Consider the following 22,087-nt stretch of genomic DNA (forward strand, 5'->3'; position numbering starts at 1 on the left):
CGCGGGCGCCGCCGGCGCTATTTCACCGCCGAGAAGGCGGTCGGCGTCAGGAGCTGGCTGACGATATTGCCGACGATCTGGCCGTCCGCCTCCGACTTCGCCCGCGCCTCGAGCCAGTCCGGATCGGTCACGAACGCGCCCCACTTCTTCTCGCGCTCGGCGAGCGACTCCCAGGCGAGGAAATAGGTCAGCTCCTGGCTGGATTCACCGATCAGCGTGGTGAAGAATCCAGCCTGGCGGATGCCGTGCTTCTCCCACAGCTTCAGCGTCGCCGTCTCGAATCGCTTCAAGAGCGCCGGCAAGCGGCCGGGCACGCAGCGGTAGACGCGCATTTCGTAGATCATTCTTGCTTCCTCCCAGAACAGGTCCGCCGCTTATAACGGCCGGCCATAACCGTGTCTTGAGCCCTGCGCGGCCGCCCCTGTGGCGTTTCGCGCATGGCTCGGCGGCCTCCGGTAACGCATCAAGTCCGGCTCCCGCAATGCTGCCGCAATGATCGGGCCGCTAGAATGGCTCTGGTTGAAGCCTAGGTGCCGGATCATGCGGATTTTGCTCGTCGAGGATGAGGCGGAGATGGCGGGCGCGCTGGCGTCGGCGCTGAAGCGCTACGACATGGTGGTAGACCATGCCCCTACCCTTGCCGACGCGGAAGAGGCCATTTCCGCCGACGTCCATGTCGCGGTCCTGCTCGACCGCCAGCTCCCCGACGGCGACGGCCTTGCGCTGATTCCGAAGCTCCGTGCGCGCGCCGACGGCGTGCCGATCATCGTCCTGACCGCGCGCGGCGAGCTCGCCGACCGGATCGCCGGGCTCGACAGCGGCGCCGACGATTATCTGGCCAAACCGTTCGCGGTCGAGGAGCTGCTGGCGCGCCTGCGCGCCGTGATGCGGCGCCCCGCGGGACTTACGCCGGATGTCATCCGCGCGGGCCGCCTCGCCTTCGATGTCGGCCATCGCGAGGCGAGCATCGACGGCCAGCCGTTCGAGCTGCCGCGTCGCGAGCTGTTGGTGCTCGAGGCGTTGATCCGCCGCATCGGCCGCACCGTGATACGCTCGGCGCTGGAAGAGGCCGTCTACAATTTCGACGACGAGATCCAGTCGAACGCGCTGGACACGCATATCTCGCGGCTACGCCGCAAGCTCGCCGAGGCGGATGCCGGCATCGAGATCCACGGCATTCGCGGCGTCGGCTATCTCCTGAAGAAGCTGCCATGAGCAGGCACGACGATCCCTACTGCCTGCGCTCGCGCCTGAGCTGGCGCCTGCTTTCGCTCCAGGCCGCGCTGCTCCTGGCCCTGGTTGCCGTCGTCGTCGGAGCGCTGTGCGCGTCAGGACTTGTGCTCGCCCAGCGCGACGAGGATCGCGTGATCGACGTCGTGCAGCACGCACTGACGCGCGACGCACAGGGCGGCCTGACCGTGCGGCCGACGCCCGAGCTCAAACAATTGCGTAGCGAGACACCAGACCTCTGGTTCCTGGTCCGCGACCGGCAGGGACATTCGCTCGCCGAAGGTGCCATGCCGGCTGAATTCGCCGCGATCGGCGGCGGCCTCGACCAGATCAGCCAGGCGCGGCTCGGCTGGCAGCTGTTCGAGGACGATCCGCGCAAGCCGGCGGCGCGGCTGAAGCGGATCGATACCGAGGCCGGCAATGTGCAGGTCATCACGGCGACACAGGGCCGGTTGACCGGCGCCAAGGCGCTGGTCATGACATCGCTTGCGTTCCTCGGCATCGCCCTGCCAGGCCTCCTTCTGATGGGAACCGCGACCTTCATCGCGACACCGATGATCGTGCGGCGCGCCTTCAGAGGGCTTGATACGACCGCGGACCAGGCGCGTCGTATCGACATCCATCAGCGCGGCGCGCGTCTGTCGGTGGAGAGAATTCCGCTGGAGGTCGTACCGCTCGTGACTGCGGTCAATGACGCGCTGGCGCGGCTCGACCAGGGCTATGCCCGCCACAAGCGTTTCGTCGCCGACGCCGCGCACGAGCTGCGCACGCCGATCGCGATCCTCAACACGCGCCTGGAGTCGCTTGCCCCGGGGCCGGACAAGACCCGGCTGCTGGAAGATGCCGCGCGGCTGGCGACGCTTGCCGAGCAGTTGCTGGACATTCAGCGGCTCGACCGCTGCGGCCATCCGTTCGCGCGCGTCGACCTTGTCCGGGTCGCGCAAGGCGCGGCTGCCGACCTCGCGCCGCTGGCGATTGCCGGCGGCTACGAGCTGGCGCTCGATGCACCCACGACGCCGATCGAGACGATCGGTGACGCGGCCGCGTTGGAACGCGCGCTGACTAACCTCGTGCAAAATGCGATTTAGCACGGCCCTCGCCGCGGCACCATCGGCATTCGCGTCAGCAGACCCGCGAGCATCGAAGTCACGGACGAAGGTGCCGGTATTCCCGTCGGACAACGCGAGCAGATCTTCGAGCCGTTCTACCGGCTGACGCCGCTCGATCGCGGTGCCGGCCTCGGCCTCAACATGGTGCGCGAGATCGTGCAGCTGCATGGCGGCCACGTCTCGGTCACGGACGGGCCGGACGGCGGCGCCTGTTTCAGAATAACGCTGCGGCCGATCCCGCAGGATTGATTCAATCCGCGTGCGCCCCTCACAGCGCAATGCTGTCGCAATGCACGGCCGTGACACTGCATCCGCTTCACCTCCGATCTTTCGAGGTGCAACCAAGATGCCGGAGTGCGCATGCCCAACGATTTCCTCTCCTTCTTCCTGTCCTGGATGTCGGCCCCGCGCCGGGTCGGCGCGATCGCGCCGTCAGGCGCGGCGCTCGCCGATCTGATCACGCGCGAGATCACGGCATCGACCGGTCCGATCCTCGAGCTCGGCCCCGGCACCGGGGCATTCACCTACAACCTCCTGAAACGCGGCGTCCGCCAGCAGGACCTCACGCTGATCGAATACGGCTCCGACTTCATGAAGCTCCTGCAAGTGCGCTTTCCCAACGCGCGCGTCTTGTGGATGGATGCGGGGCGGCTGACGACGGAGCGCCTCTATGACGGCGCGCCCGTCGGCGCGGTCGTGAGCGGGCTGCCGCTGCTCAACATGTCGACGCGCAAGGTCGTCTCGATCGTCAGCGGCGCGTTCAGCTATGTGCGCCCCGGCGGCGCATTCTACCAGTTCACCTACGGCATGAGCTGCCCGGTGCCGCGGCCGATTCTCGATCGGCTGGGCTTACGCGCCACGCTGGTCGATCGCGCCCTGCTGAACATGCCGCCCGCCGCCGTCTACAGGCTGACACGGCGGCCGCAGATGAAGCTCGTCACGGGATCGCTTGCGCCGGCCCCCTCGACGCGAGTCGCCTTGGAGCCGATACATCACGCGCGCGACCACTCCGCCGCGCGCTGAGCCATCAGACCAGCCGGCTCTGCACCATCGCCGCCTGAATGAAGGAGGCGAAGAGAGGATGCGGCTCAAAAGGCCGCGACTTCAGTTCGGGATGGAACTGGACGCCGATGAACCAGGGATGATCCTCGTATTCGACGATCTCCGGCAGGACGCCGTCGGGCGACAGCCCTGAGAATTTCAGGCCGTGCTGCTCGAGGCGGTCCTTGTAGGCGGTGTTCACCTCGTAGCGATGGCGGTGGCGCTCGGAAATCTCGGTCGCTCCGCCATAGACCTGCGAGACGCGGCTGCCGCGGTTGAGTGCCGCGGGATACGCGCCGAGCCGCATCGTGCCGCCGAGATCGCCGGCCTGCGAGCGCTTCTCGAGCTCGTTGCCGCGCAGCCATTCCGTCATCAGGCCGACCAGGGGCTCCTTGGTCGGGCCGAATTCGGTGGAGTTGGCGTCCTCGATGCCGACGAGATTGCGCGCGGCCTCGATCACCGCCATCTGCATGCCGAAGCAGATGCCGAAATACGGCACGTCACGCTCGCGCGCGAACTGCGCCGCGCGGATCTTGCCTTCCGCGCCGCGCTGGCCGAATCCGCCCGGCACCAGGATGCCGTTGACGTGCTCGAGGAACGGCGCGGGATCTTCCTTCTCGAAGATCTCGCTCTCGATCCAGTCGAGATTGACCTTCACCTTGTTGGCGATGCCGCCGTGTGAGAGCGCCTCGATCAGCGACTTATACGCATCCTTCATGCCGGTGTATTTGCCGACGATGGCGATGGTGACGTTGCCTTCGGGATTGCGGACGCGCTCGTTGATCTGCTGCCAGCTCCGCAGCTCCGGCGGAATCCGCGAGGCGATGCCGAAGGCGGCGAGCACCTCGTCGTCGAGGCCCGCATTGTGATAGGCCTCAGGCACCGCATAGATGTTGTCGACGTCGCGCGCTTCGATCACCGCGCTTTCACGCACGTTGCAGAACAGCCCGAGCTTACGCCGCTCTTCCTTCGGGATCTCGCGGTCGGTGCGGCAGAGCAGGATGTCCGGCTGGATGCCGATCGAACGCAGCTCCTTCACCGAGTGCTGCGTCGGCTTCGTCTTCAATTCGCCTGCGCTCGGAATGTAGGGCAGCAGCGTGAGATGTATGTAGACGGCATGATCGCGCGGCAGATCGTTCTTGAGCTGGCGGATCGCCTCGAAGAACGGCAGGCCCTCGATGTCGCCGACGGTGCCGCCGATCTCGACCAGCACGAAGTCGTAGTCGTCATTGCCGTCGAGGACGAATTCCTTGATGGCGTTGGTGACGTGCGGAACCACCTGGATGGTCGCGCCGAGATAATCGCCGCGGCGCTCCTTGGTGATGATGTCCTGGTAGATGCGCCCCGTCGTGATGTTGTCGGCCTTGGTCGCCGGCCGCCCGGTGAAGCGCTCGTAGTGACCGAGATCGAGATCGGTCTCCGCGCCGTCATCGGTCACGAACACTTCGCCGTGCTGATACGGCGACATCGTTCCGGGATCGAGGTTGAGATAGGGGTCGAGCTTACGGAGGCGGACCTTGTAGCCCCGGGCCTGCAACAGCGCACCGAGTGCCGCTGAAGCCAAACCCTTGCCGAGCGAAGAAACCACGCCGCCGGTGATGAATATGTACCGCGCCATGGGACTTAACCTCTAATCCCTCGAATTCGATTCGCCAAAGCGATTCGTATTCCGCCCCAAAGATTTTGCGGGCCTGTGGGTGAGCCAGAACTAAGAATGGTAACAGAGCCTTGATGGGGATTGTTGACGCAGGACGGTAGAAGCCGCCCTGCATGGCCCCCCTGCTTTATTGCGAGCGAGGCACCTGCGGGCCGCTCGGCGCTGCCGGGGCCTGCTGCTGCTCGTCGACCTTCTTCAGCGAATCCAGGATGCCGCCCGAGGTCGGCGGCGCAATCGGCGATCCGCCGGCCGGCTGGCCCTGCGATGCCGGCTGGCCAATGATCGACGAAGGCGCGCGGTTGTAGCCGGCGTACCAGGACAGGAACAGGCTGGTCACGAAGAAGCCGGCGGCGAGGATCGCGGTCGTCCGCGACAGAAGATTCGCGGTGCCGCGGCTCGACATGAAGCCCGCGCCTCCGCCCATGCCGAGGCCGCCGCCTTCCGACTTCTGGAGCAGGACGGCGCCGATCATGACGGCGACGATCATGAGATGGATGACGATGACAACAGTCTGCATAGTGCCCTTCCGTCACAAGCCGACAGCGCCGAGACGGCGGCCGATCGCGCTTCGCGGGTTTTCCTGAAGTTGCGCGGTGTTACACGATCGGAAACGGCATTGCCACCCCCGATCGGGTCCGGACCAACGGTTTGGGTTAGCTAGGGGCAGCCCTTGGCGATCGCAAGGAAATCGGCCGCCTTGAGGCTGGCGCTGCCGACCAGAGCTCCGTTGACGTTCTTCACGGCCATCAGTTCGGCCGCGTTCGAGGGCTTGACCGAACCGCCGTAGAGGATCCGCATCTTCGCCCCGTCCACGCTAAACCGGGAGGTCAGGAACTCCCGGATAAACCCATGAATCTGCTCGACATCCTGGGCCGTGGGGGTCAGGCCGGTGCCGATTGCCCAGACTGGCTCATAGGCCACGACCAGGTTGACCGCGGTAGAGCCGTCCGGCAGCGAGCCGTCGAGCTGGCCGCGCAGGATGTCCAGGGTCTGGCCGACATCGCGCTGGGCTTGCGTTTCGCCGATGCAGACGATCGCCGTCACCCCGGCCCGCCAGGCGGCTTCCGCCTTCTGCCGCACCAAAGCATCGCCCTCGCCGTGGTCGGCGCGACGCTCGGAATGGCCGACGATGATGGCGGTAGCGCCCGCATCCGCCAGCATTTCGGCGGCGATATCGCCGGTATGGGCGCCGGAGGCCGTGGGGTGGCAATCCTGGGCCCCAACCGCGACCTTCTTGCCGCGCGCCTTGTCGGCAAAGGCCGCGATCAGGGTCGCCGGCGGGCAGACCAGCAGATCGGCCTTGGCGGCCACGTCTGCCGCGCCATTGAGCATGGCGTCGAATTCGGCAGCGGAGGCCTTCAGGCCGTTCATTTTCCAGTTGCCGGCGATCAGCGGTCGGATGGCGTCGGTCATGTCAATTTCCAGCAAAATGAGGTTTGTGCATGCGCTAGCAGAGGTGCTGCGGCAGTTCCAGAGACCTAAGGGCTTTTAACCGCAGCTTCGCGAGGCCGCGTGACCTGAGGTTGCGGGGGGAAAGCCGCCACTTTATGATGATCTATCAATTTGGTGACGCGCTTTTGCGGAATCTGCATTAAGACGCGCTCCCGTTCCCCTCCTGCCAAACAAGTTGGACCAAATGCTTCGAGGAATGCGCAAGGCCTCATCAAACTGGCTCGGCAAGACCATTATGGCCGTGGTGATGGGCGTGTTGATCATCAGTTTCGGCATTTGGGGCATCGCCGACATCTTCCGCGGCTTCGGACAGTCCACGGTGGCCAAGATCGGCCGCACCGAGATTTCGCTGAACGAGTTCCGCCAGATCTATACCGACCGCCTGCAACAGATCAGCCGCCAGTTCGGCCGTCCGCTGACGCCTGATCAGGCCCGCGCCTTCGGCCTCGACCGTCAGGTGCTCCAGCAGACGATCGCGGAAGCCGCCCTCGACGAAGAGGCGCGCCGGCTCGGGCTCGGCCAGTCTGACGACCAGATCCGCCAGGTCATCATGAACGACCCCAACTTCAAGGGCGTCGGCGGCAGCTTCGATGCGAACCGCTTCCAGGCCGTGATCCGCAACTTCGGCTATACCGAGCAGCGCTACGTGTCCGAGCAGCGCAAGGTGTCGCTGCGGCGGCAGCTCACCGGCACGATCGGCGCGGGTCTCGAGCCGCCGAAGGCGATGATCGACGTGCTGACGCGCTTCCAGAACGAGCAGCGCGCCATTGAGTTCGCAAGGCTCGACGCCGCGCAGGCAGGCACCATCGATGCGCCCTCGCCCGAGGCGCTCGCCGCCTATTTCGAGGATCACAAGGTCCAGTTCCGCGCGCCCGAATATCGCAAGATCGCCTTCGTCGTGATCTCGCCGGAAGAGATCGGCAAGTGGAGCGAAGTCTCCGACGAGGACGCGAAGAAACTGTTCGACCAGCGCAAGGACCGGCTCGGCACGCCCGAGAAGCGCCAGATCCACCAGATCGTGTTTCCCAACGCGGCCGAGGCGCAGACCGCGCGCGAGCGCCTCGCCGGTGGAATGTCGTTCGAGGATCTCGGCAAGGAGCGCGGACTGAGCGCATCCGACGTCGATCTCGGGCTCGTGACCAAATCGTCGCTCGACCCGGCGGTTGGCGATGCCGCCTTCGCGCTCCCCGCAGGTGAAATCAGCCAGCCGATCCAGGGCCGTCTCGGCACCGCGATCGTCAAGGTCGACAAGATCGAGCCGGGCGTCGAGGCGAACTACGCCAGCCTCGTCGGCGACATCAAGCGCGAGATCGCCACCGAGCGCGCGCGCGTCAAGGTCGCCGATCTCCGCGACAAGATGGAAGACGAGCGCGGTGGCGGCGCCAGCGTGATCGACGCGGCGCAGAAGCTCGGCCTCACCGCCGTCACCATCGACGCCGTCGACCGCTCCGGCCGCGCCCCGAACGGCCAGCCGGTCGCCAACATCCCGCCGGGCCTCGACGTGGTATCGCAGGCCTTCAATACCGACGTCGGCGTCGACAATGACGCGATCTCGTTCAAGGGCGGCTACGTCTGGTACGACGTGCTCGCCATCACGCCCTCGCGCGATCGCAACCTCGACGAGGTCCGCGACCAGGTCGAGGCGCGCTGGCGCCAGGACCAGATCGCGACCAAGCTGAAGGCCAAGGCCACCGAGATGGTGCAGAAGCTCGAAGCGGGCGGCAAGCTTGCCGATGAAGCCGCCGCGGTCGGCGCCAAGGTCGAGACCGCGACCGGCTTCAAGCGCGACGACTCGCCCGCCGGCGTGCCCGCGACCGTCGTTGCGGCCGCCTTCCGCACCGCCAAGGACGGCGTCGGACAGACGCCCGTGAGCGGCGGCAGCGAGGTGATCGTCTTCCGCGTCACCGACATCGTCGATCCCACGGTCGACGCCGCCTCCGACGCGGTGAAGAAGCTGAGGGAGAGCCTCGACCGGGCGCAGACCGAGGAGCAGGTCGCTTCCTACGTCAACAAGCTTGAAACCGACATCGGGACCACCATTAATCAGGCCGCCTTCGCGCAGGTGACCGGCGCGAACCAGTGAGTTGAAAGCACGCGATGGACGACCTGAAATCGATCATTGGAAAAGTGGCGACCGGCGCCAGCCTGTCGCGTGACGAAGCGGCTTCCGCCTTCGACGCCATGATGTCGGGCGAAGCCACGCCCTCGCAGATGGGTGGCCTCTTGATGGCGCTGCGGGTGCGCGGCGAGACCGTGGACGAGATCACCGGCGCGGTCGCGGCGATGCGCTCCAAGATGCTGACCGTGACCGCACCGCCGGACGCCGTCGACATCGTCGGCACCGGCGGCGACGGCTCCGGCTCGGTCAACGTCTCGACCTGCGCCTCATTCATCGTCTCGGGCGCCGGAGTGCCGGTGGCCAAGCACGGCAACCGCGCGCTGTCGTCGCGCTCGGGCGCCGCCGACGTGCTGGCTTCGCTCGGGGTGAGGATCGACCTCAGGCCGGAGCAGGTCGGGCGCTGCGTGCGCGAATGCGGCATCGGGTTCATGTTCGCCCCTGCCCATCATCCCGCGATGAAGAATGTCGGCCCGACCCGGGTCGAGCTCGCCACCCGCACGATCTTCAACCTGCTCGGCCCGTTGTCCAATCCGGCCGGTGTGAAGCGGCAGATGGTCGGCGTGTTCTCGCGGCAATGGGTGCAGCCGCTGGCGCAGGTGCTCAAGAACCTCGGCTCTGAATCCGCCTGGGTGGTGCACGGCTCCGACGGCCTCGACGAAATCACCCTCACCGGCCCGACTTTCGTATCCTCGCTCCACAATGGGGAGATCAGGAACTTCGAGGTGACGCCGGAGGAGGCGGGGCTGCCGCGCTGTGAGCCCGGTGCGCTCAAGGGCGGTGACGCCGACGCCAACGCGATTGCGCTGCAAAGCGTGCTCAACGGCAAGCCGAGCGCCTACCGCGACGTGGCGCTGATGAACGCGGCCGCCGCGTTGGTCGTGGCCGGGCGTGCCAAGGACCTCAAGGAGGGCGTCGCGATCGGCGCGAAATCGCTCGACAGTGGCGCAGCCAACGCACGGCTGAAGCATCTGATCGCGGTCTCCAACGGCTGAGCCTGACATGTCGGATATCCTGACCAAGATCGAGACGTACAAGCGCGAAGAGATCGCCGCCGCCAAGCGCGCGCAGCCGCTCTCCGTCGTCGAAGCAACGGCCAAGGCGCAAGGAGCACCGCGCGGCTTCCTGCACGCCATCAAGGCCAAGCACACCAATGGCGACTTCGCGCTGATCGCCGAGGTCAAGAAGGCCTCGCCGTCGAAGGGACTGATCCGCGCCGATTTCGATCCGCCACAGCTCGCCAAGGCCTATGAGGCGGGCGGCGCCGCCTGCCTCTCGGTGCTGACGGACACGCCGTCGTTCCAGGGTCATCTCGACTTCATGGTGGCCGCGCGTGCGGCGACGTCACTGCCGGTGCTGCGCAAGGACTTCATGTTCGACGCCTATCAGGTGGTCGAAGCCCGCGCGCATGGCGCCGACTGCATCCTGATCATCATGGCCGCGCTCGACGACGCCACCGCCAAGGACCTGGAAGACACAGCTATCGCCTATGGCATGGATGTGCTGATCGAGATCCATGACCGCGCCGAGCTCGACCGCGCGCTCAAGCTGCGCTCGCCGATGATCGGCGTCAACAACCGGAACCTGCGCACCTTCGAGACCACGCTCGCGACCAGCGAAGCGTTGGCGCCGCTGATCCCCGGGGACCGGCTGATGGTCGGCGAGAGCGGCATCTTCACGCCCGCCGACCTCGCCCGGCTCGAGCGCGTCGGCATGTCGACCTTCCTGGTCGGCGAGAGCCTGATGCGGCAGGCTGACGTGACCGCCGCCACGCGTACGCTGCTCGCGCGCGAGACAGCCCGCGCGACCGGTACGCGCTGACATGGCGCGCAAGCCGTCCAAGACAAAGCCGTCGAAAACGAAGTCCGACCCTGCCCTCACCCATATCGGCGCCTCCGGCGAGGCGCGGATGGTGGACGTCTCGGACAAGCCCGCGACCGAACGGCTTGCGGTCGCGGAAGGCCGCGTCCTCATGACCAGGGCAACGCTGGACCTGATCGTCTCGGGCAATGCCAAGAAGGGCGACGTGCTCGGCACCGCGCGCATCGCCGGCATCATGGCCGCCAAGCGCACCTCGGAGCTGATCCCGCTCTGCCATCCGCTCGCGCTGTCGAAGGTCACGGTCGATATCGAGCCCGACGCGAAGCTGCCGGGCTGCCTCGTCCGTGCCAGCGTGAAGGTGACGGGCCCGACCGGCGTCGAGATGGAGGCGCTCACGGCCGTGTCCGTCGCCTGCCTCACCATCTACGACATGATCAAGGCGGTCGAGCGCGGCGTGCGCATCGAGGGCATCCATCTCGTCGAGAAGCTCGGCGGCAAGTCCGGCCACTACCGCGCCTGAGCGCGCGGTTCTCACTTCAGCGAAGTGCTGATCGATCCGAATTTCGTGTTGAGCTTGCTGCCCATGCCGTTCACGACGGTGATGACCGCAAGCGCGATGCCGGCTGCAATGAGCCCGTATTCGATCGCGGTCGCGCCACGCTCGTCGGCGAGGAAGTTCTTCAAGGTGTTTTTCATCGTCGCGCCCTCTCTGTGTCGTTGGCATGCGTGTTCGCAAATCACGTGCCAACGCCGGCTTGAGGATCGTCAGCATGTTAGATGGTTAAGCCTTGGTTGATCATCGTGCGGCCGGCAGGAATTGACCGGCATCGCAGGATCCTTGCGGCAATTCCTGCACGTCCTGCATCCCGCGTATCGATTGCTTTTGCCTGTGGGCATTCATGTCGCATTAACCGCGCTTCCTAACTTCGCCTCCACACCGTTCCCGTAAACCAACGGATGTTTTGAGGATCAAGAATTGATCCTGGCGTGTGCGCGGCAACGATCCACATGATGACGAAATACGGCAGTCGCCTCTTTGACCAGGTCTTCGTGCGCAGCGGGCCGATCCGCTGGCTGGTCGTTGGCGGCACGCTGCTGATCGCCGCGATCGCCGTCGGCGCGGTCCTGATGGCGCAGAACTTCCGCGAGCGCGCGCTGCGCAACTCCGGCCGCGAGCTCGAAAACACCGTGCTGATGCTCGCCCATCATTTCGACCAGCAATTGCAGGATTTCGCGGTCATCCAGAAGGATTTTGTCGACCACGTTCGCACGATCGGCATTGCCAGCGCGGAAGACTATCGCAAGCGCCTTTCCGGCCAGGACATCCACCGCCTGCTGCGCTCGAAGATCGAGGCGCTTCCATACATGGGCGGCGTCAACGTCATCGACGCCGAAGGCAATCTGATCAACTCGTCGACGGCGTGGCCGGCTCCGAAGGCCAACGTCGCCGACCGCGCCTATTTCCGCACCTTCCGATATGCCCCCGATGCGCCCGACGTCCTGATCGAGCCGGTGCACAGCCGCATCTCGGGCGCCTGGACCATCCTGATCGTCCGCAAGATCGTCGGCCCGAACGGCGAGTTCATGGGCATGGTCGGACGCGGCATCGAGCCGGCCAACTTCGAGAAATTCTTCGAGTCCGTCGTGCTCGGCGAAGGCGCGACCATCTCGATGCTGCATCGTGACGGCACGCTGCTCGCCCGCTACCCGCATTCGGGCGAATTGATGGGACGGAACTTCAGGAACGGCCCGTTCTCGCAGCAGCGAGTCTTCGGCCTCGACCATTTTGCCGGACGCTTCGTCAGCCCCGTCGACGGCGAGGACCGCCTGATCGCCTCGCACGCCCTGCCCCACTTCCCGATCCTGATGATGGCCACCACGACGCGCGCGGCGGCCCTGACGGACTGGCGCGAGCAGATCGGCATCCTGATCTCGGTCGCCGCCTCTTCCGCGCTCGCCATCGCCGGCGTGCTGATCGCGATCGTGCGCAAGCTTCTGGAGCAGCACCGCCTCTCGCGGGAACGGCTGACGCTGGAAAAGCAGCGTCTCGACCGCGCCGTCAACAACATGACCCAGGGCCTGCTGCTGTTCGACGCCGAGCAGCGGCTCGTGGTGTGCAACCAACGCTATATCGAGATGTACGGCCTGTCGCCCGAGGTGGTGAAGCCCGGCTCCAGCTTCCATGACATCATCGCCCACCGCAGCGCGACCGGCTCGTTCACCGGCGACGTCGACGGCTATGTCGCGCGCGTGCTGGGCGACATCCACGCGCGCAACTCCATGGTGGTCGACACCGCCGACGGGCGCTCGATCCACATCCTCAACGAGCCGCTCGCGGACGGCGGCTAGGTGGCGACGCACGAGGACATCACCGAGCGCCGGCGCATCGAGGAGCGCATCACCCACCTCGCCCATTATGACGCGCTGACCGACCTGCCCAACCGCGCCATGTTCCACGAGCATCTGCGCCAGGAGCTGGCCGCCATCACCGACGGCGACGAGATCGCGGTGCATTACATCGACATCGACGAGTTCAAGGGCGTCAACGACGCGCTCGGCCACCTCGTCGGCGACGAGCTCCTGAAATCGGTCGCAACGAGCCTCAGCCGCTGCGCGGGCCCGGCGGATTTCGTGGCGCGGCTTGGCGGCGACGAATTTGCCATCGTGCAGGGCGCGGTGACGTCGCCGGACCAGGTCAACGATCTCGTCGCCCGGGTCTTCCAGGCCATCCGCGCTCCCTTCGACTGCATGGGCCATCATCTCACCACCGACGCCAGCATCGGCATCGCGCTGGCGCCGGGACACGGCACGGTGCTGGATCAGATCCTGAAGAACGCGGACCTGGCGATGTACGCCGCCAAATCCGCCGGACGCCGCACCTATCGCTTCTTCGAGCCGGAGATGGACGCCAAGGTCCGCGAGCGGCGGCAGCTCGAGATCGACCTGCGCCACGCCATCGCCCAAGGGGGGCTCGAAGGCGGCCTCGAGGTCTATTACCAGCCCTGCCTCGGCCTGAAGGACGACCGCATCACCGGCTGCGAGGCACTGGTGCGCTGGCGCCATCCCGAGCGCGGCATGGTCTCGCCGGCCGAGTTCATCCCGATCGCGGAGGATACCGGCCTGATCAACGAGATCGGCGAATGGGTGCTGGCCACCGCCTGCCGCGACGCCGCAAGCTGGCCCGACGACATCCGCCTCGCCGTCAACGTCTCGCCGGTGCAGTTCAAGAGCGGCACGCTGGCGCTGAAGATCATGGCGGCGCTCGCCGCCTCCAATTTTCCGGCCAGCCGGCTTGAGCTCGAGATCACCGAGGCGGTGCTGATCCGCGACGACGACACCGCGCTGGCGATCCTGCACCAGCTCCGCGCCATCGGCGTGCGCATCGCGCTCGACGATTTCGGCACCGGCTACTCCTCGCTGAGCTACCTGCACCGCTTCCCGTTCGACAAGATCAAGATCGACCGCTGCTTCGTCAACGACATCGCCGGCCCCGACGGCTCCGCCAGCATCGTCCAGGCCGTCGTCAATCTGGCGGCCGCCCGCCGCATGACCACCACCGCCGAGGGCGTCGAGACCGAGGAGCAGCAGCGCCTGCTCCGCACGCTCGGCTGCTCCGAAATGCAGGGCTATCTGTTCAGCGCCGCAAAGCCGGCGGACAAGGTGCTGGAGCTGTTCGCACTGCATCGCAGCCGGCTCGCCCAGCGCGGCGGCAACGAGAGTCGCCGCCGCGAGGCAGGCTAGGTCGGACCTCGGTTATCAGCGCAGCGGCATTCCCAGAAGCTTTCCTCCAAACACACAACGCAGGTCTGCTCCAGACGCACCTTCAGGGCGTGCCGGGCGCGATGAAGGCGGACGGTCAGGTTGTTGACGGTCACGCCCAGATCGGCCGCAACCAGCTCCCGCGGCTCACCGGCGAGATCCACCCTTCTGATGACTTCGGCATGCTCCGGCTTCAGCAGGGACAGGTGGGTATGAAGACACTCGCAGACCGCGGCATTCGCAGCGGAATCCTGATCGGCTGCAAGACGGTCGTTGAGCTCATGCGGAAAAGGCATCTCGCGAGTCCTGCTCCTTGATGCCTGGCGGTGAAAGTCTGCGATGGACGTGGCCAGGACCCTGCTCAGCCAGCCTCGAACCGAGTCCGCATCACGAATGTCGCCGGATCGCTCCAGTGCACGCAACATGAACGCCTGGAGCACCTCCTCCGCTTCCGCCTTCCCGCCAAAGCGCCGCTGCAAATAATTGCGAAGGCGATCGTAGCTGCCGACGAGGGCAGCACGAACGACTGCCTCCTGCACTTCCAGGGAGCCGGCTGTCAGCATCGGCAGATTCTCGTTCGGCGATTTCATGACCCATCGTCCTTGCATGACATTCGGTAGATCGCTTCGTTGGAGCGGGAACGCGACGGCGCGGCTGCCATCAGCCGGCGCGGCAGCCTCCCGAACAGGGGGCGCGAGCGATCGCTGCGACAGCGGCGCTCACGTGGCGACCTCTGTTTCCGCAAACCGGCGATCGCTCTTTCGGCGTTCTTCCTCTCAGCACGCAGCGTGCGGGAACAGCACCGAGGCCAGCGCCGTCACTCCGCCGCGTGTGAGGTCCTGGCGCGCATCGTCGTCATCCGCATGGCAACGTGCCTCTCGCAGACGAGTCGATCCGCGCTCGCACCTGGAGCGACGCAGTCCGGTTCTCAGGAGCTATCTCAGGCGATGGGGGGCCGGTAGTGGCGACGGAACGTGCCTTCGTCGCCGATCACGTCAGGCGGCGCTTCGCAGCGCGAGCGCGGCACGACGAACTCCGCAACGGCCGGAGCTTGCGGCCACACGGCGCTGAAGCAAAGCACCGAGCCGCAGCAGGTCGCATGCCGCTCGCCGGGCCGGTCATGGTCGTCGTCGTCGCAATCCCCGGCCATCGCAACGTCATGCGAATGTACTGCCGATCCGCCAGCGTGATCGTGCTCATGCGCATCTCCAGCCTGATCGCTCGGATGGTCGCACTGCATCGCTACGTCGAGGGAGATCGAGATCGCGAGGGACGGCGTCATCGACGCGAGCAGGTAAGCGATGGCGACAAGCCATCCCCACCATCTTCGCCTTGGCTTTCGCAAGCCAATCATCCCTGCACCTGCTGTCCCGACCGGAAACATATAGCTCTGGTTGCAGTGACGGCCAACAGAAAACGACGCTCGCGGCTTCGACATTGCAAGAACGGCGATGAGAGTCGTGCGCCGTGCCAGATGCGGCGCGGAAATCAGCTCCCGATTTCTTTCGTCGAGCCCTGTAATATATTGCACCCCTCTCCGTCGCGTGACCGAATCCGTCAATGGTGCTTCATCCAGCCGACGCCTTTGATGTCATTGAACGAGTCGGTTCTGTGACACAGAAAGCATTGATCGACCGATGCGTGCTCCTGTCCCGTGATCATCCGATCCATCATGACGAAGTGGCCCATGTAGTGGCTCGGCGGCGCCTGATGGCATTGGGCGCAGTCCCTCGAAGTCGGCGAGGGGTGCAGGAAACCGGCGATTTTCCAGGACGCGAGCCCATGGCAATCTGCGCAGTCCCGTCCGAGCAATTCGCGGTGCGGCTCCCGGTTGCTGTGGCAGCTGGCACAGTCGAGCGCAGCCTTTTCCCGCCGTTCTGGCTTTGGCAGGCCGAGAAACTCCTTCAGGTCCGCAGTCAATTGATCGGCTGCGGACCGGTCGAACAACTGCGTGCCGGAGGCGGCCGCCGCGACTTGCAGCAGTGCCGCGTGGTCCATCCTGATCGGCCGCATGTCGCCCATGTGCTCGAGATGGCAGCCGGAACATTGAGTGCCCGCCGCGGCATGAAACGTCGTCGACCGCTTGGCGAGATCCGCGGCGGAAGGCGCGTGACAGGAGATACAGGCCGCTGCGTCGACGCCCCTGACCGGCGTGTGGCAGCTCTCGCATCTGTCGGACAGAAAAGCGTGCTTCCCGGACAGCGGCCCGGGCATCACAAATCTCGTCCAGCCCGGGACTAGCTCGGAGCTGCCCCGATAGAGAGCGATCGATACGACGGCCGCGCTTGCGACGGCCAGTGTCGCAACCACGGCGTAGAGCACGCCCCTGATCGTCACGCCAGCCACCGCAGCCCGTAATAGACCTCGGCCGCCACATGCACCGCCAGCAGCGCATACATGACGATCGCCGCCATGACATGCAGCCCGATCCACTTCAGGAAGATCTTCTTGATTGCTTCGCTGGATCCGATCGCCGATTCGAGATCGGAAATGCCATCGACGAGTTGCAGCACGGGCACATTCGGCAACGCCGATGCAGGCGCGGCGTCCCCCTCACGGACCACACGATCGGGCGACGACATCGCCGACGCAATGTGCTCATAGGCCGACCTCAAGGTCGCCAGATGCGATTGCTGCTGGCGCAGCTCCATCGCGGTTTGCGGCAGGTAGTACCGCCCGACAAATCCGGTGACGACAACGATCAGCATGCTGGTCACCAGGGCAATCCCAAGCGGACTTTGAAACTTGTGACCGGTATGCAGAAGCGCGAAGAATGCTGCAGATTCCGGCATAGGCGTGAAACGCCAGGAGCGTCGGCATCGACACGCATCGCGTGACCAGGACCTTCAAACCCACGCTGTATTTCGTCATCGGATAGACGAGAAGGAGAACCATCAGCACGGCCGCACCGGCCCCGAGGACAAAGCCCGCCAGGCTTCCTGCGAACCGGCTGTCGGAGTGCAGCAGGAAAGCCGGCACCAGCAGCAACAGGGCCGCCAGAACGACGTCGGCGATCAGGCGCTCTCTCCCGTCCATATGTCAGGCCTCGACGACCAGATCTCCGACCGATTTCGCCTGGCAGGCCAGGATGAGACCGTTCGCCTTATCGTCTGCGGTCAAGGCGTCCTGGACCTCCATCGTGACGTTTCCTTGCAACAGATGCGTCTTGCAGACGCCGCAGACCCCGACCCGACAGGAATAATCGATCGAAACGCCCGCGCTCTCGGCCACTTCCAGGACGCTCTTGTCCGGAGGCAGCGCCACAACCTTATCGGATGTCGCAAAGCGAATGGTGGCTGTTGCAGGACCGACTGTCGCAGCCCCTCGATTGCTCGCCTCGGCGGCCGGCATTTGCGCTTCGGCCGCGACCTTGCCGGGAGGTGGAACGGCGCCGCGGGCCGGCCCAAAGGCCTCCGTCTTGATCTGCTCGCGCGGCACTCCGAGCCCGATCAACGTCTTTCTGAGCGCGTCCATCATTCCGGGCGGACCGCACAGGTGAACGCGTCGTCTGGCGAGATCGGGCACGGCCTGCGTCAGGAACTCGGCCGTGATCTGCCCCTCGCTTCCCATCCACGACGTGCCCGCGGCCCGCACCATCGTGGCCGCGACGTGCAGATTGTTCATCCTGCGCTGAAGATATTCCAGCTCGTCCCGGAAAATGAATTGCTCGGTCGTCTGCGCGCCATAGACGAGGTAGATCTGGCCGGGCCATGCAATATCCGAGAGATACCGGATCGCCGCCATCAGCGGCGTGATGCCGACCCCTCCACCGATCAGGACGACGCTGTCGGCTTCCACGCCCGTGAATGTAAAGGCGCCGGAGGGGCCCGCCACTTCAACGAGGTCTCCCTCCTTCAGGTGGCCATGCATGTAGTCGGACAGAAGCCCGCCGTCTTCGCGCTTGATCGTGGTCTCGACATAGGCGGTCTGGGCGGCGGACGATGCGATCGTGTAGGAACGCCTGACGGCCTGTCCGTCGATCTCGATGGCATAGGTCAGGAACTGTCCCGGCAGGAATGCAAACGGAATCGCGCCGCCGTCTGGTGCTTGCAGACGAAAGGTCTTCACGTTCGGTGTCTCCTGATAGATCGCGCAGATCCTCAGCTTGCCCTTCCAGGAGCGGCTCGCCTCAACCCGCCGCGGATGGCGATCTGTCTCCTGGGAGGATGTCGCCTCGGGCTTGTCGTTCGGCACGCCGGCGGCCGGCGGGGACACGAGGGGCGCGGCAGCAGCCGGAGCGACCGCAGCGCGTGTCAGCCGATCGACCAGCGCGTTCGCCCGGCGCATGCGCGCGAGGTAGACGGCAAGCATCGCGAGCGAGAACAGCACCAGCAGCGCCATGGTCGTGACGTGAAACCAGGAGACCCCTGGCGTGCCGTCATCCGCATCCATGGCGCCTTGCCGAGGCAGGAGGTTCATCTGCGATCTGAACCAGGCCTGTGCGATTTGCTGCGGCGGCTTGCCCTCGTGCAGCGAGCGCAGCGCGACCACGCCACTCTGGACGGCGTTCAGGGATTCGCGAAGCCGACGCGCCGCCTGATCCGCGGCAACGATGTCGCTCCCGGCAATGGCGTGCCGCAGATCCATCTCAGCACCTGCCAAGCGATCGGTCTCCGCGCTGATCCGCTCGCGCGCCTGGATCTCCAGATTGCTCCGCTGTTCGGCGGACAGCGACGGCATATCCATCAATGCCGGATAGAACTCCTTGCGCGGCCGACCCATCATGCCGTCCATTCCACCCATCATCCCCGGCGTGGCGCCGCCGGGCGGCGCGCCGGCCGCACCGCCTGCGGAGCCGGACGCTGCGGGATGATGTGCGGCGTGGTCGTCCTCTGCCTGCGCCAGCTCCCAACCCTGAGCGACCTGCCCTGTCGGATGCGCGCGGCCGAGGCCGAAGTCCGATGCGAGCGCGGCATTCGCCACAAGCTGGCTCGTGAGGACGACGAGCGCAGACAGGCCGGCTCGACATCGAAGGGGCAGACCGAACATGATCTCGCTCTCGATTCCAGCGCTCAGAACGACGCAATCAGAGGCAGCAGGATCGTGTCTGCGGTCTGCTTCTGGCTCTCGTTCAACGACGCGTAGAGCCGCGTGAAGGCCACGCGAGCCGCCTTGAGCGCCTCCAGGCGCTCGGACAGGTGCCGCTCGTAATGCTCCAGACGGTCCGCGCTTCCCAGCCTGTCATCCATCGCGAGCATCTTGCGCGCATCCAGCAGGTGCTGCCGGCTCGACCGCAAGGCATCCGCCACATTATTCCAATCGGCAACCTGCTTGTCGCTGATCTGCAATTCCGCCTTCAGAAATGCGATCCGCCCTTCGAGCCGCTCGGTCACGTCCGCCGGGCCACTCATCGCGCCGTTGCTGCCAGACGAACTCATCTGGCCGCGCATCATCTTCTCCATCATTTGCATCATCTGCATCATGCCGGAATTGTCCTGGCAGCCGGCGCCCTGGCAGTCCCGCATCTGGCCTTGCGGCGGCATCTTCATCTTGTCGTCGTTCATCTGACCGCCGCTCATGTTCTGCGGCTGCCCCGATGGCTGTCCCGTATTCATCTTGCCGCTGGAATCCGACGGTGCGGGCATCTTCGACATCTTGTCGTCGTCCATCATCGCGACGCGTGTCAGATCGGTTGCAGCGATTGCGGACGACAGTCCACCGGAACCCAGCACGAGGACGGCAAGGGTGGCTGCGCTCACGACAAATTTCTTCGGACGATTCATGGTCATTCTCCAGGGTTTGATTCGGATGGTCGTCTGCTCATCGAGGTCGACGATGAGGGCAGCGAAGTGCGGGTCAGGCCATATAGACGCGACGCGCCGGAAACTCTTACGCACGGAGGTGTCAAAGGCCGCCGCGTGCTGCATCGCTCACCTCCCTGTCATGCCTTCGCCACGGCCATCGCCCCTCGATTTCAATCTGGAGCGAGAAGCTCAGGAAGGTGCGGATCACGATGATCAAGGCCAGGATGCCGAGCCGATCGAACGACGGCACGATCGCGACCATTCCGATGATGTCGGCGGCAATCAGGAATTCGAGGCCAAGCAGGATGCCGCGACCGAGGTTCGCGCGATAGGAACGAAATGCGTCTGCAGGCGCACCGCGCCGCATCTCGTTCAACGACCAGACCGTTGCGGCAACCACGCCGCACACGATCACCACCACGCCAAGCAGCTCGATCGTCGATGCGGTCCAGTGCAGGCCATGCAGGATGACGCCCTGCACGTCCTCGGTGAAAATCAACTCGGAAGTTATCATTCGCCCGCCTCCCCGCCCTGCCCGGACGAGCGGCTTCTGTCCACGCCCTTCGACCAGGTCCGGTAGTAGGCAACGCCCGTCATGATCCAGAGGCCCGCGGCTCCGACGATGAGCTGAGCCGGGATTCCCTCCGATCCAAAATCGAGCAGGAAATGCGCGATGAACGAAAGGAAGAGACCGACGCAGAACACGGGCAAGGATTGCTGGCCACATCGAATCAACGGCTGCAGGAAAGGCGACTTCAGTCCCGGCCAATCGATCGGAACGAGCGAGACGACGATGAGCACCAGGCTCGCCAGATGAATGACCCGATACGGGCTGAGATTGGTCTTGTCGTTCGGTACGAAGTAGTCCCTGAGTCCGGGAATTCGCTCGGCCAGTGTCATCACAAGCGCGAAGAGCAGAAAGCCGCCGCTCATGACAAGGAGCGTGCGGGACGACAGCAGCCAGCGACTTGCCGTCGCCCCTCCCAATGCCAGCCAGGCCCCGAATACGAAGAGCAGTTGCCAGGTAAACGGATTGAAATACCAGACCCCGGCCGGATAGGCGGGCAAGTTCCAGCCGTAATGGCGGGCGGCCAGATAGAGACCGAACGAGCTGATCATCACCGCGTTCCGCCATCGCAACATGAACCAGAGCACGACGGGAAACGCAGCCATCAGCACGATGTAGAGCGGCAGGACGTCGAGATTGAGCGGTTTGAACTTGAGGACCAGGCCTTGCGAGAGCGTCTCGACGGGAAAGTCCATCAGCGGCGCGACGTTGAACTGATCCATCAGGTGAAGGTCGTCGAACCTGTGCGCGAGGTAATGCACGGCGGTGAGATAGACGAAAAACAGCAGAAGGTGGGCGACATAGAGCTGCCATACCCGCCGCAGCAGCCGGGTTGCCCCGATGACGAAGCCACGCTCCATCATCATGGTGCCGAACACGAACGTCGCGGTGTAGCCGGAGATCAACACGAACAGATCGGCGCCGTCGCTGAAGCCGTAATTGCGCGTCGTGAACCAGACCAGCACCGAATTCGGAATGTGTCCGAGGAAGATCAGCCAGTTCGCCAGACCGCGAAACAAATCCAGCCGGACATCGCGCCGGGGCTTGGCCAGCACCGATCTGATCATGATCGTCTCCCAGAGCCGGCGGCGCAGCAGAAATGCAACTTGCAGCGGCCGACCGGCCACCTGGATCGTCTCGTCAATCAAGAGCGTGCTTCCCATTCTTGCGCGATGTTTGCGGATCGCAACCGCGCCGCGATGCTCTATCCACTCGCGAGCCGGCACGCTAGGTGGCGTCGTTGATGCTCTTTTGACGGACATCAAACTCGAGCGATGCACCGGCCAAATCTTTTTTTCGCGCGGTCTTGTAATGAGTTGAGACGCCTCTCGTCCTCGAGTCATTCGATCGACATCGCCATCTTTCCAGCAACGCCTCTTGCCGGCACTGCAAGTGATCGAGGGCACGACATGAAGCCATTGAATTCGCGAGATCGATGCAAATTTTTTTCTGTAAGAAGATCGATACTTCCCGTCGCCTGCTGCAACTCGACGATCCACGCATCGGCGCACGCAAGTGCGCGCGTCGACATTTGATTTTGCTCAACCTAGACAATCGCGCTCCGGGTTTGGTTGCCTGTCAGTCAAGCCA

At 65.0% G+C, this 22,087-nt stretch carries 18 protein-coding genes and 3 pseudogenes; 8 read left to right on the forward strand and 13 right to left on the reverse strand.

Translation table 11 applies throughout. The features are described from left to right. Nucleotides 1-17: 17 nt before the first annotated feature. Nucleotides 18-344, reverse strand: a complete 327-nt coding sequence (locus ACFLEY_RS25585) for an NIPSNAP family protein (protein ID WP_028171806.1) — start codon at nt 342-344, stop codon at nt 18-20. A 196-nt stretch (nt 345-540) separates the two neighbouring features. On the opposite strand from ACFLEY_RS25585, the gene ACFLEY_RS25590 reads away from it, so the two are divergent. The 3 genes and pseudogenes from ACFLEY_RS25590 (at nt 541) to ACFLEY_RS25600 (ending at nt 3,362) form a co-directional block, all read left to right on the forward strand. Continuing rightward, a complete protein-coding gene (locus ACFLEY_RS25590; RefSeq protein WP_011087570.1) occupies nt 541-1,215 on the forward strand; it encodes a response regulator transcription factor in 675 nt (224 codons plus the stop codon). After that, nucleotides 1,212-2,588, forward strand: a pseudogene (locus ACFLEY_RS25595) (sensor histidine kinase). Before ACFLEY_RS25590 ends, ACFLEY_RS25595 begins: the two are co-directional and overlap by 4 nt. 111 nt (nt 2,589-2,699) lie before the next feature. Next, nucleotides 2,700-3,362: an rRNA adenine N-6-methyltransferase family protein gene (locus ACFLEY_RS25600; protein WP_060912364.1), complete on the forward strand. Its 663-nt coding sequence runs from the start codon at nt 2,700-2,702 to the stop codon at nt 3,360-3,362. Nucleotides 3,363-3,366: 4 nt separating this feature from the next. On the opposite strand, the gene ACFLEY_RS25605 is transcribed toward ACFLEY_RS25600, so the two are convergent. The 3 genes from ACFLEY_RS25605 to tpiA all read right to left on the reverse strand — a co-directional run bounded on the left by ACFLEY_RS25605 (nt 3,367) and on the right by tpiA (nt 6,450). Next, a complete protein-coding gene (locus tag ACFLEY_RS25605; RefSeq protein ID WP_011087573.1) occupies nt 3,367-4,998 on the reverse strand; it encodes a CTP synthase in 1,632 nt (543 codons plus the stop codon). A 166-nt stretch (nt 4,999-5,164) separates the two neighbouring features. Beyond that, nucleotides 5,165-5,554, reverse strand: a complete 390-nt coding sequence (gene secG, locus ACFLEY_RS25610; RefSeq protein WP_060912365.1) for a preprotein translocase subunit SecG — start codon at nt 5,552-5,554, stop codon at nt 5,165-5,167. Between the two features lie 140 nt (nt 5,555-5,694). Next, nucleotides 5,695-6,450 (reverse strand): triose-phosphate isomerase, encoded by a 756-nt coding sequence (tpiA, locus tag ACFLEY_RS25615; RefSeq protein WP_060912366.1) that lies wholly within the window; start codon nt 6,448-6,450, stop codon nt 5,695-5,697. A 223-nt stretch (nt 6,451-6,673) separates the two neighbouring features. Between tpiA and ACFLEY_RS25620 the strand changes: the two genes are divergently transcribed. Genes ACFLEY_RS25620 through moaC form a run of 4 tightly spaced genes read left to right on the forward strand, consistent with a single transcriptional unit; the run spans nt 6,674 to nt 10,946 of the window. Beyond that, nucleotides 6,674-8,572, forward strand: coding sequence for a SurA N-terminal domain-containing protein (locus tag ACFLEY_RS25620; protein WP_211433609.1), 1,899 nt, complete (start codon nt 6,674-6,676; stop codon nt 8,570-8,572). A gap of 14 nt (nt 8,573-8,586) precedes the next feature. Then, complete coding sequence (gene trpD, locus ACFLEY_RS25625; RefSeq protein ID WP_028171799.1) at nt 8,587-9,600, forward strand: anthranilate phosphoribosyltransferase; 1,014 nt, start codon at nt 8,587-8,589, stop codon at nt 9,598-9,600. Between the two features lie 7 nt (nt 9,601-9,607). Then, complete coding sequence (gene trpC, locus ACFLEY_RS25630) at nt 9,608-10,426, forward strand: indole-3-glycerol phosphate synthase TrpC (protein WP_060912368.1); 819 nt, start codon at nt 9,608-9,610, stop codon at nt 10,424-10,426. Between the two features lies 1 nt (nt 10,427). Continuing rightward, nucleotides 10,428-10,946 (forward strand): cyclic pyranopterin monophosphate synthase MoaC, encoded by a 519-nt coding sequence (gene moaC, locus ACFLEY_RS25635; RefSeq protein ID WP_211433610.1) that lies wholly within the window; start codon nt 10,428-10,430, stop codon nt 10,944-10,946. An 11-nt stretch (nt 10,947-10,957) separates the two neighbouring features. Here the strand turns inward: moaC and ACFLEY_RS25640 are convergent, their stop codons facing one another. Continuing rightward, nucleotides 10,958-11,122 carry a Flp family type IVb pilin gene (locus ACFLEY_RS25640; protein WP_028171796.1) on the reverse strand — a complete coding sequence of 55 codons (165 nt, stop codon included), beginning with the start codon at nt 11,120-11,122 and terminating at the stop codon, nt 10,958-10,960. Nucleotides 11,123-11,434: 312 nt separating this feature from the next. On the opposite strand from ACFLEY_RS25640, the pseudogene ACFLEY_RS25645 reads away from it, so the two are divergent. Further along, a pseudogene (locus ACFLEY_RS25645) lies at nt 11,435-14,167 on the forward strand (EAL domain-containing protein). On the opposite strand, the gene ACFLEY_RS25650 reads toward ACFLEY_RS25645, so the two are convergent. From ACFLEY_RS25650 to ACFLEY_RS25685, 8 genes and pseudogenes are all read right to left on the reverse strand, one after another. After that, nucleotides 14,164-14,775, reverse strand: coding sequence for an RNA polymerase sigma factor (locus tag ACFLEY_RS25650; protein WP_028171794.1), 612 nt, complete (start codon nt 14,773-14,775; stop codon nt 14,164-14,166). The pseudogene ACFLEY_RS25645 and the gene ACFLEY_RS25650 overlap by 4 nt on opposite strands. A 350-nt stretch (nt 14,776-15,125) precedes the next feature. Beyond that, entirely contained in the window at nt 15,126-15,716 is a 591-nt protein-coding gene (locus ACFLEY_RS25655; protein ID WP_129557628.1) for a hypothetical protein, read from the reverse strand. A 26-nt stretch (nt 15,717-15,742) separates the two neighbouring features. Then, on the reverse strand, nt 15,743-16,399 hold the full coding sequence (locus tag ACFLEY_RS25660; protein ID WP_249162920.1) for a class III cytochrome C family protein: 657 nt from the start codon (nt 16,397-16,399) through the stop codon (nt 15,743-15,745). Nucleotides 16,400-16,518: 119 nt separating this feature from the next. Next, nucleotides 16,519-17,221: pseudogene (locus ACFLEY_RS25665) on the reverse strand (iron reductase). 3 nt (nt 17,222-17,224) lie between these two features. Then, nucleotides 17,225-19,174, reverse strand: a complete 1,950-nt coding sequence (locus tag ACFLEY_RS25670) for an FAD-binding oxidoreductase (protein WP_060912372.1) — start codon at nt 19,172-19,174, stop codon at nt 17,225-17,227. Between the two features lie 23 nt (nt 19,175-19,197). Continuing rightward, complete coding sequence (locus ACFLEY_RS25675; protein ID WP_082757021.1) at nt 19,198-20,052, reverse strand: Spy/CpxP family protein refolding chaperone; 855 nt, start codon at nt 20,050-20,052, stop codon at nt 19,198-19,200. Next, nucleotides 20,030-20,443 carry a DUF1622 domain-containing protein gene (locus tag ACFLEY_RS25680; protein WP_082757022.1) on the reverse strand — a complete coding sequence of 138 codons (414 nt, stop codon included), beginning with the start codon at nt 20,441-20,443 and terminating at the stop codon, nt 20,030-20,032. Before ACFLEY_RS25680 ends, ACFLEY_RS25675 begins: the two co-directional genes overlap by 23 nt. After that, on the reverse strand, nt 20,440-21,645 hold the full coding sequence (locus ACFLEY_RS25685; protein WP_060913113.1) for an OpgC domain-containing protein: 1,206 nt from the start codon (nt 21,643-21,645) through the stop codon (nt 20,440-20,442). Before ACFLEY_RS25685 ends, ACFLEY_RS25680 begins: the two co-directional genes overlap by 4 nt. Between the last annotated feature and the right edge of the window lie 442 nt (nt 21,646-22,087).

Origin of the sequence: Bradyrhizobium sp. YCK136, from assembly GCF_044570075.1 — a bacterium.
Lineage (GTDB): Bacteria > Pseudomonadota > Alphaproteobacteria > Rhizobiales > Xanthobacteraceae > Bradyrhizobium > Bradyrhizobium diazoefficiens.

Coding starts and splice junctions, on each gene's coding strand:
- ACFLEY_RS25585 (WP_028171806.1), bottom strand. CDS start 344: ATGATCTACGAAATGCGCGTCTACCGCTGCGTGCCCGGCCGCTTGCCG.
- trpC (WP_060912368.1), top strand. CDS start 9,608: ATGTCGGATATCCTGACCAAGATCGAGACGTACAAGCGCGAAGAGATC.
- ACFLEY_RS25650 (WP_028171794.1), bottom strand. CDS start 14,775: ATGAAATCGCCGAACGAGAATCTGCCGATGCTGACAGCCGGCTCCCTG.
- moaC (WP_211433610.1), top strand. CDS start 10,428: ATGGCGCGCAAGCCGTCCAAGACAAAGCCGTCGAAAACGAAGTCCGAC.
- trpD (WP_028171799.1), top strand. CDS start 8,587: ATGGACGACCTGAAATCGATCATTGGAAAAGTGGCGACCGGCGCCAGC.
- ACFLEY_RS25600 (WP_060912364.1), top strand. CDS start 2,700: ATGCCCAACGATTTCCTCTCCTTCTTCCTGTCCTGGATGTCGGCCCCG.
- ACFLEY_RS25660 (WP_249162920.1), bottom strand. CDS start 16,399: ATGCCCGGGCCGCTGTCCGGGAAGCACGCTTTTCTGTCCGACAGATGC.
- tpiA (WP_060912366.1), bottom strand. CDS start 6,450: ATGACCGACGCCATCCGACCGCTGATCGCCGGCAACTGGAAAATGAAC.
- ACFLEY_RS25620 (WP_211433609.1), top strand. CDS start 6,674: ATGCTTCGAGGAATGCGCAAGGCCTCATCAAACTGGCTCGGCAAGACC.
- ACFLEY_RS25680 (WP_082757022.1), bottom strand. CDS start 20,443: ATGATAACTTCCGAGTTGATTTTCACCGAGGACGTGCAGGGCGTCATC.
- ACFLEY_RS25675 (WP_082757021.1), bottom strand. CDS start 20,052: ATGCAGCACGCGGCGGCCTTTGACACCTCCGTGCGTAAGAGTTTCCGG.
- ACFLEY_RS25670 (WP_060912372.1), bottom strand. CDS start 19,174: ATGTTCGGTCTGCCCCTTCGATGTCGAGCCGGCCTGTCTGCGCTCGTC.
- ACFLEY_RS25590 (WP_011087570.1), top strand. CDS start 541: ATGCGGATTTTGCTCGTCGAGGATGAGGCGGAGATGGCGGGCGCGCTG.
- ACFLEY_RS25605 (WP_011087573.1), bottom strand. CDS start 4,998: ATGGCGCGGTACATATTCATCACCGGCGGCGTGGTTTCTTCGCTCGGC.
- ACFLEY_RS25640 (WP_028171796.1), bottom strand. CDS start 11,122: ATGAAAAACACCTTGAAGAACTTCCTCGCCGACGAGCGTGGCGCGACC.
- secG (WP_060912365.1), bottom strand. CDS start 5,554: ATGCAGACTGTTGTCATCGTCATCCATCTCATGATCGTCGCCGTCATG.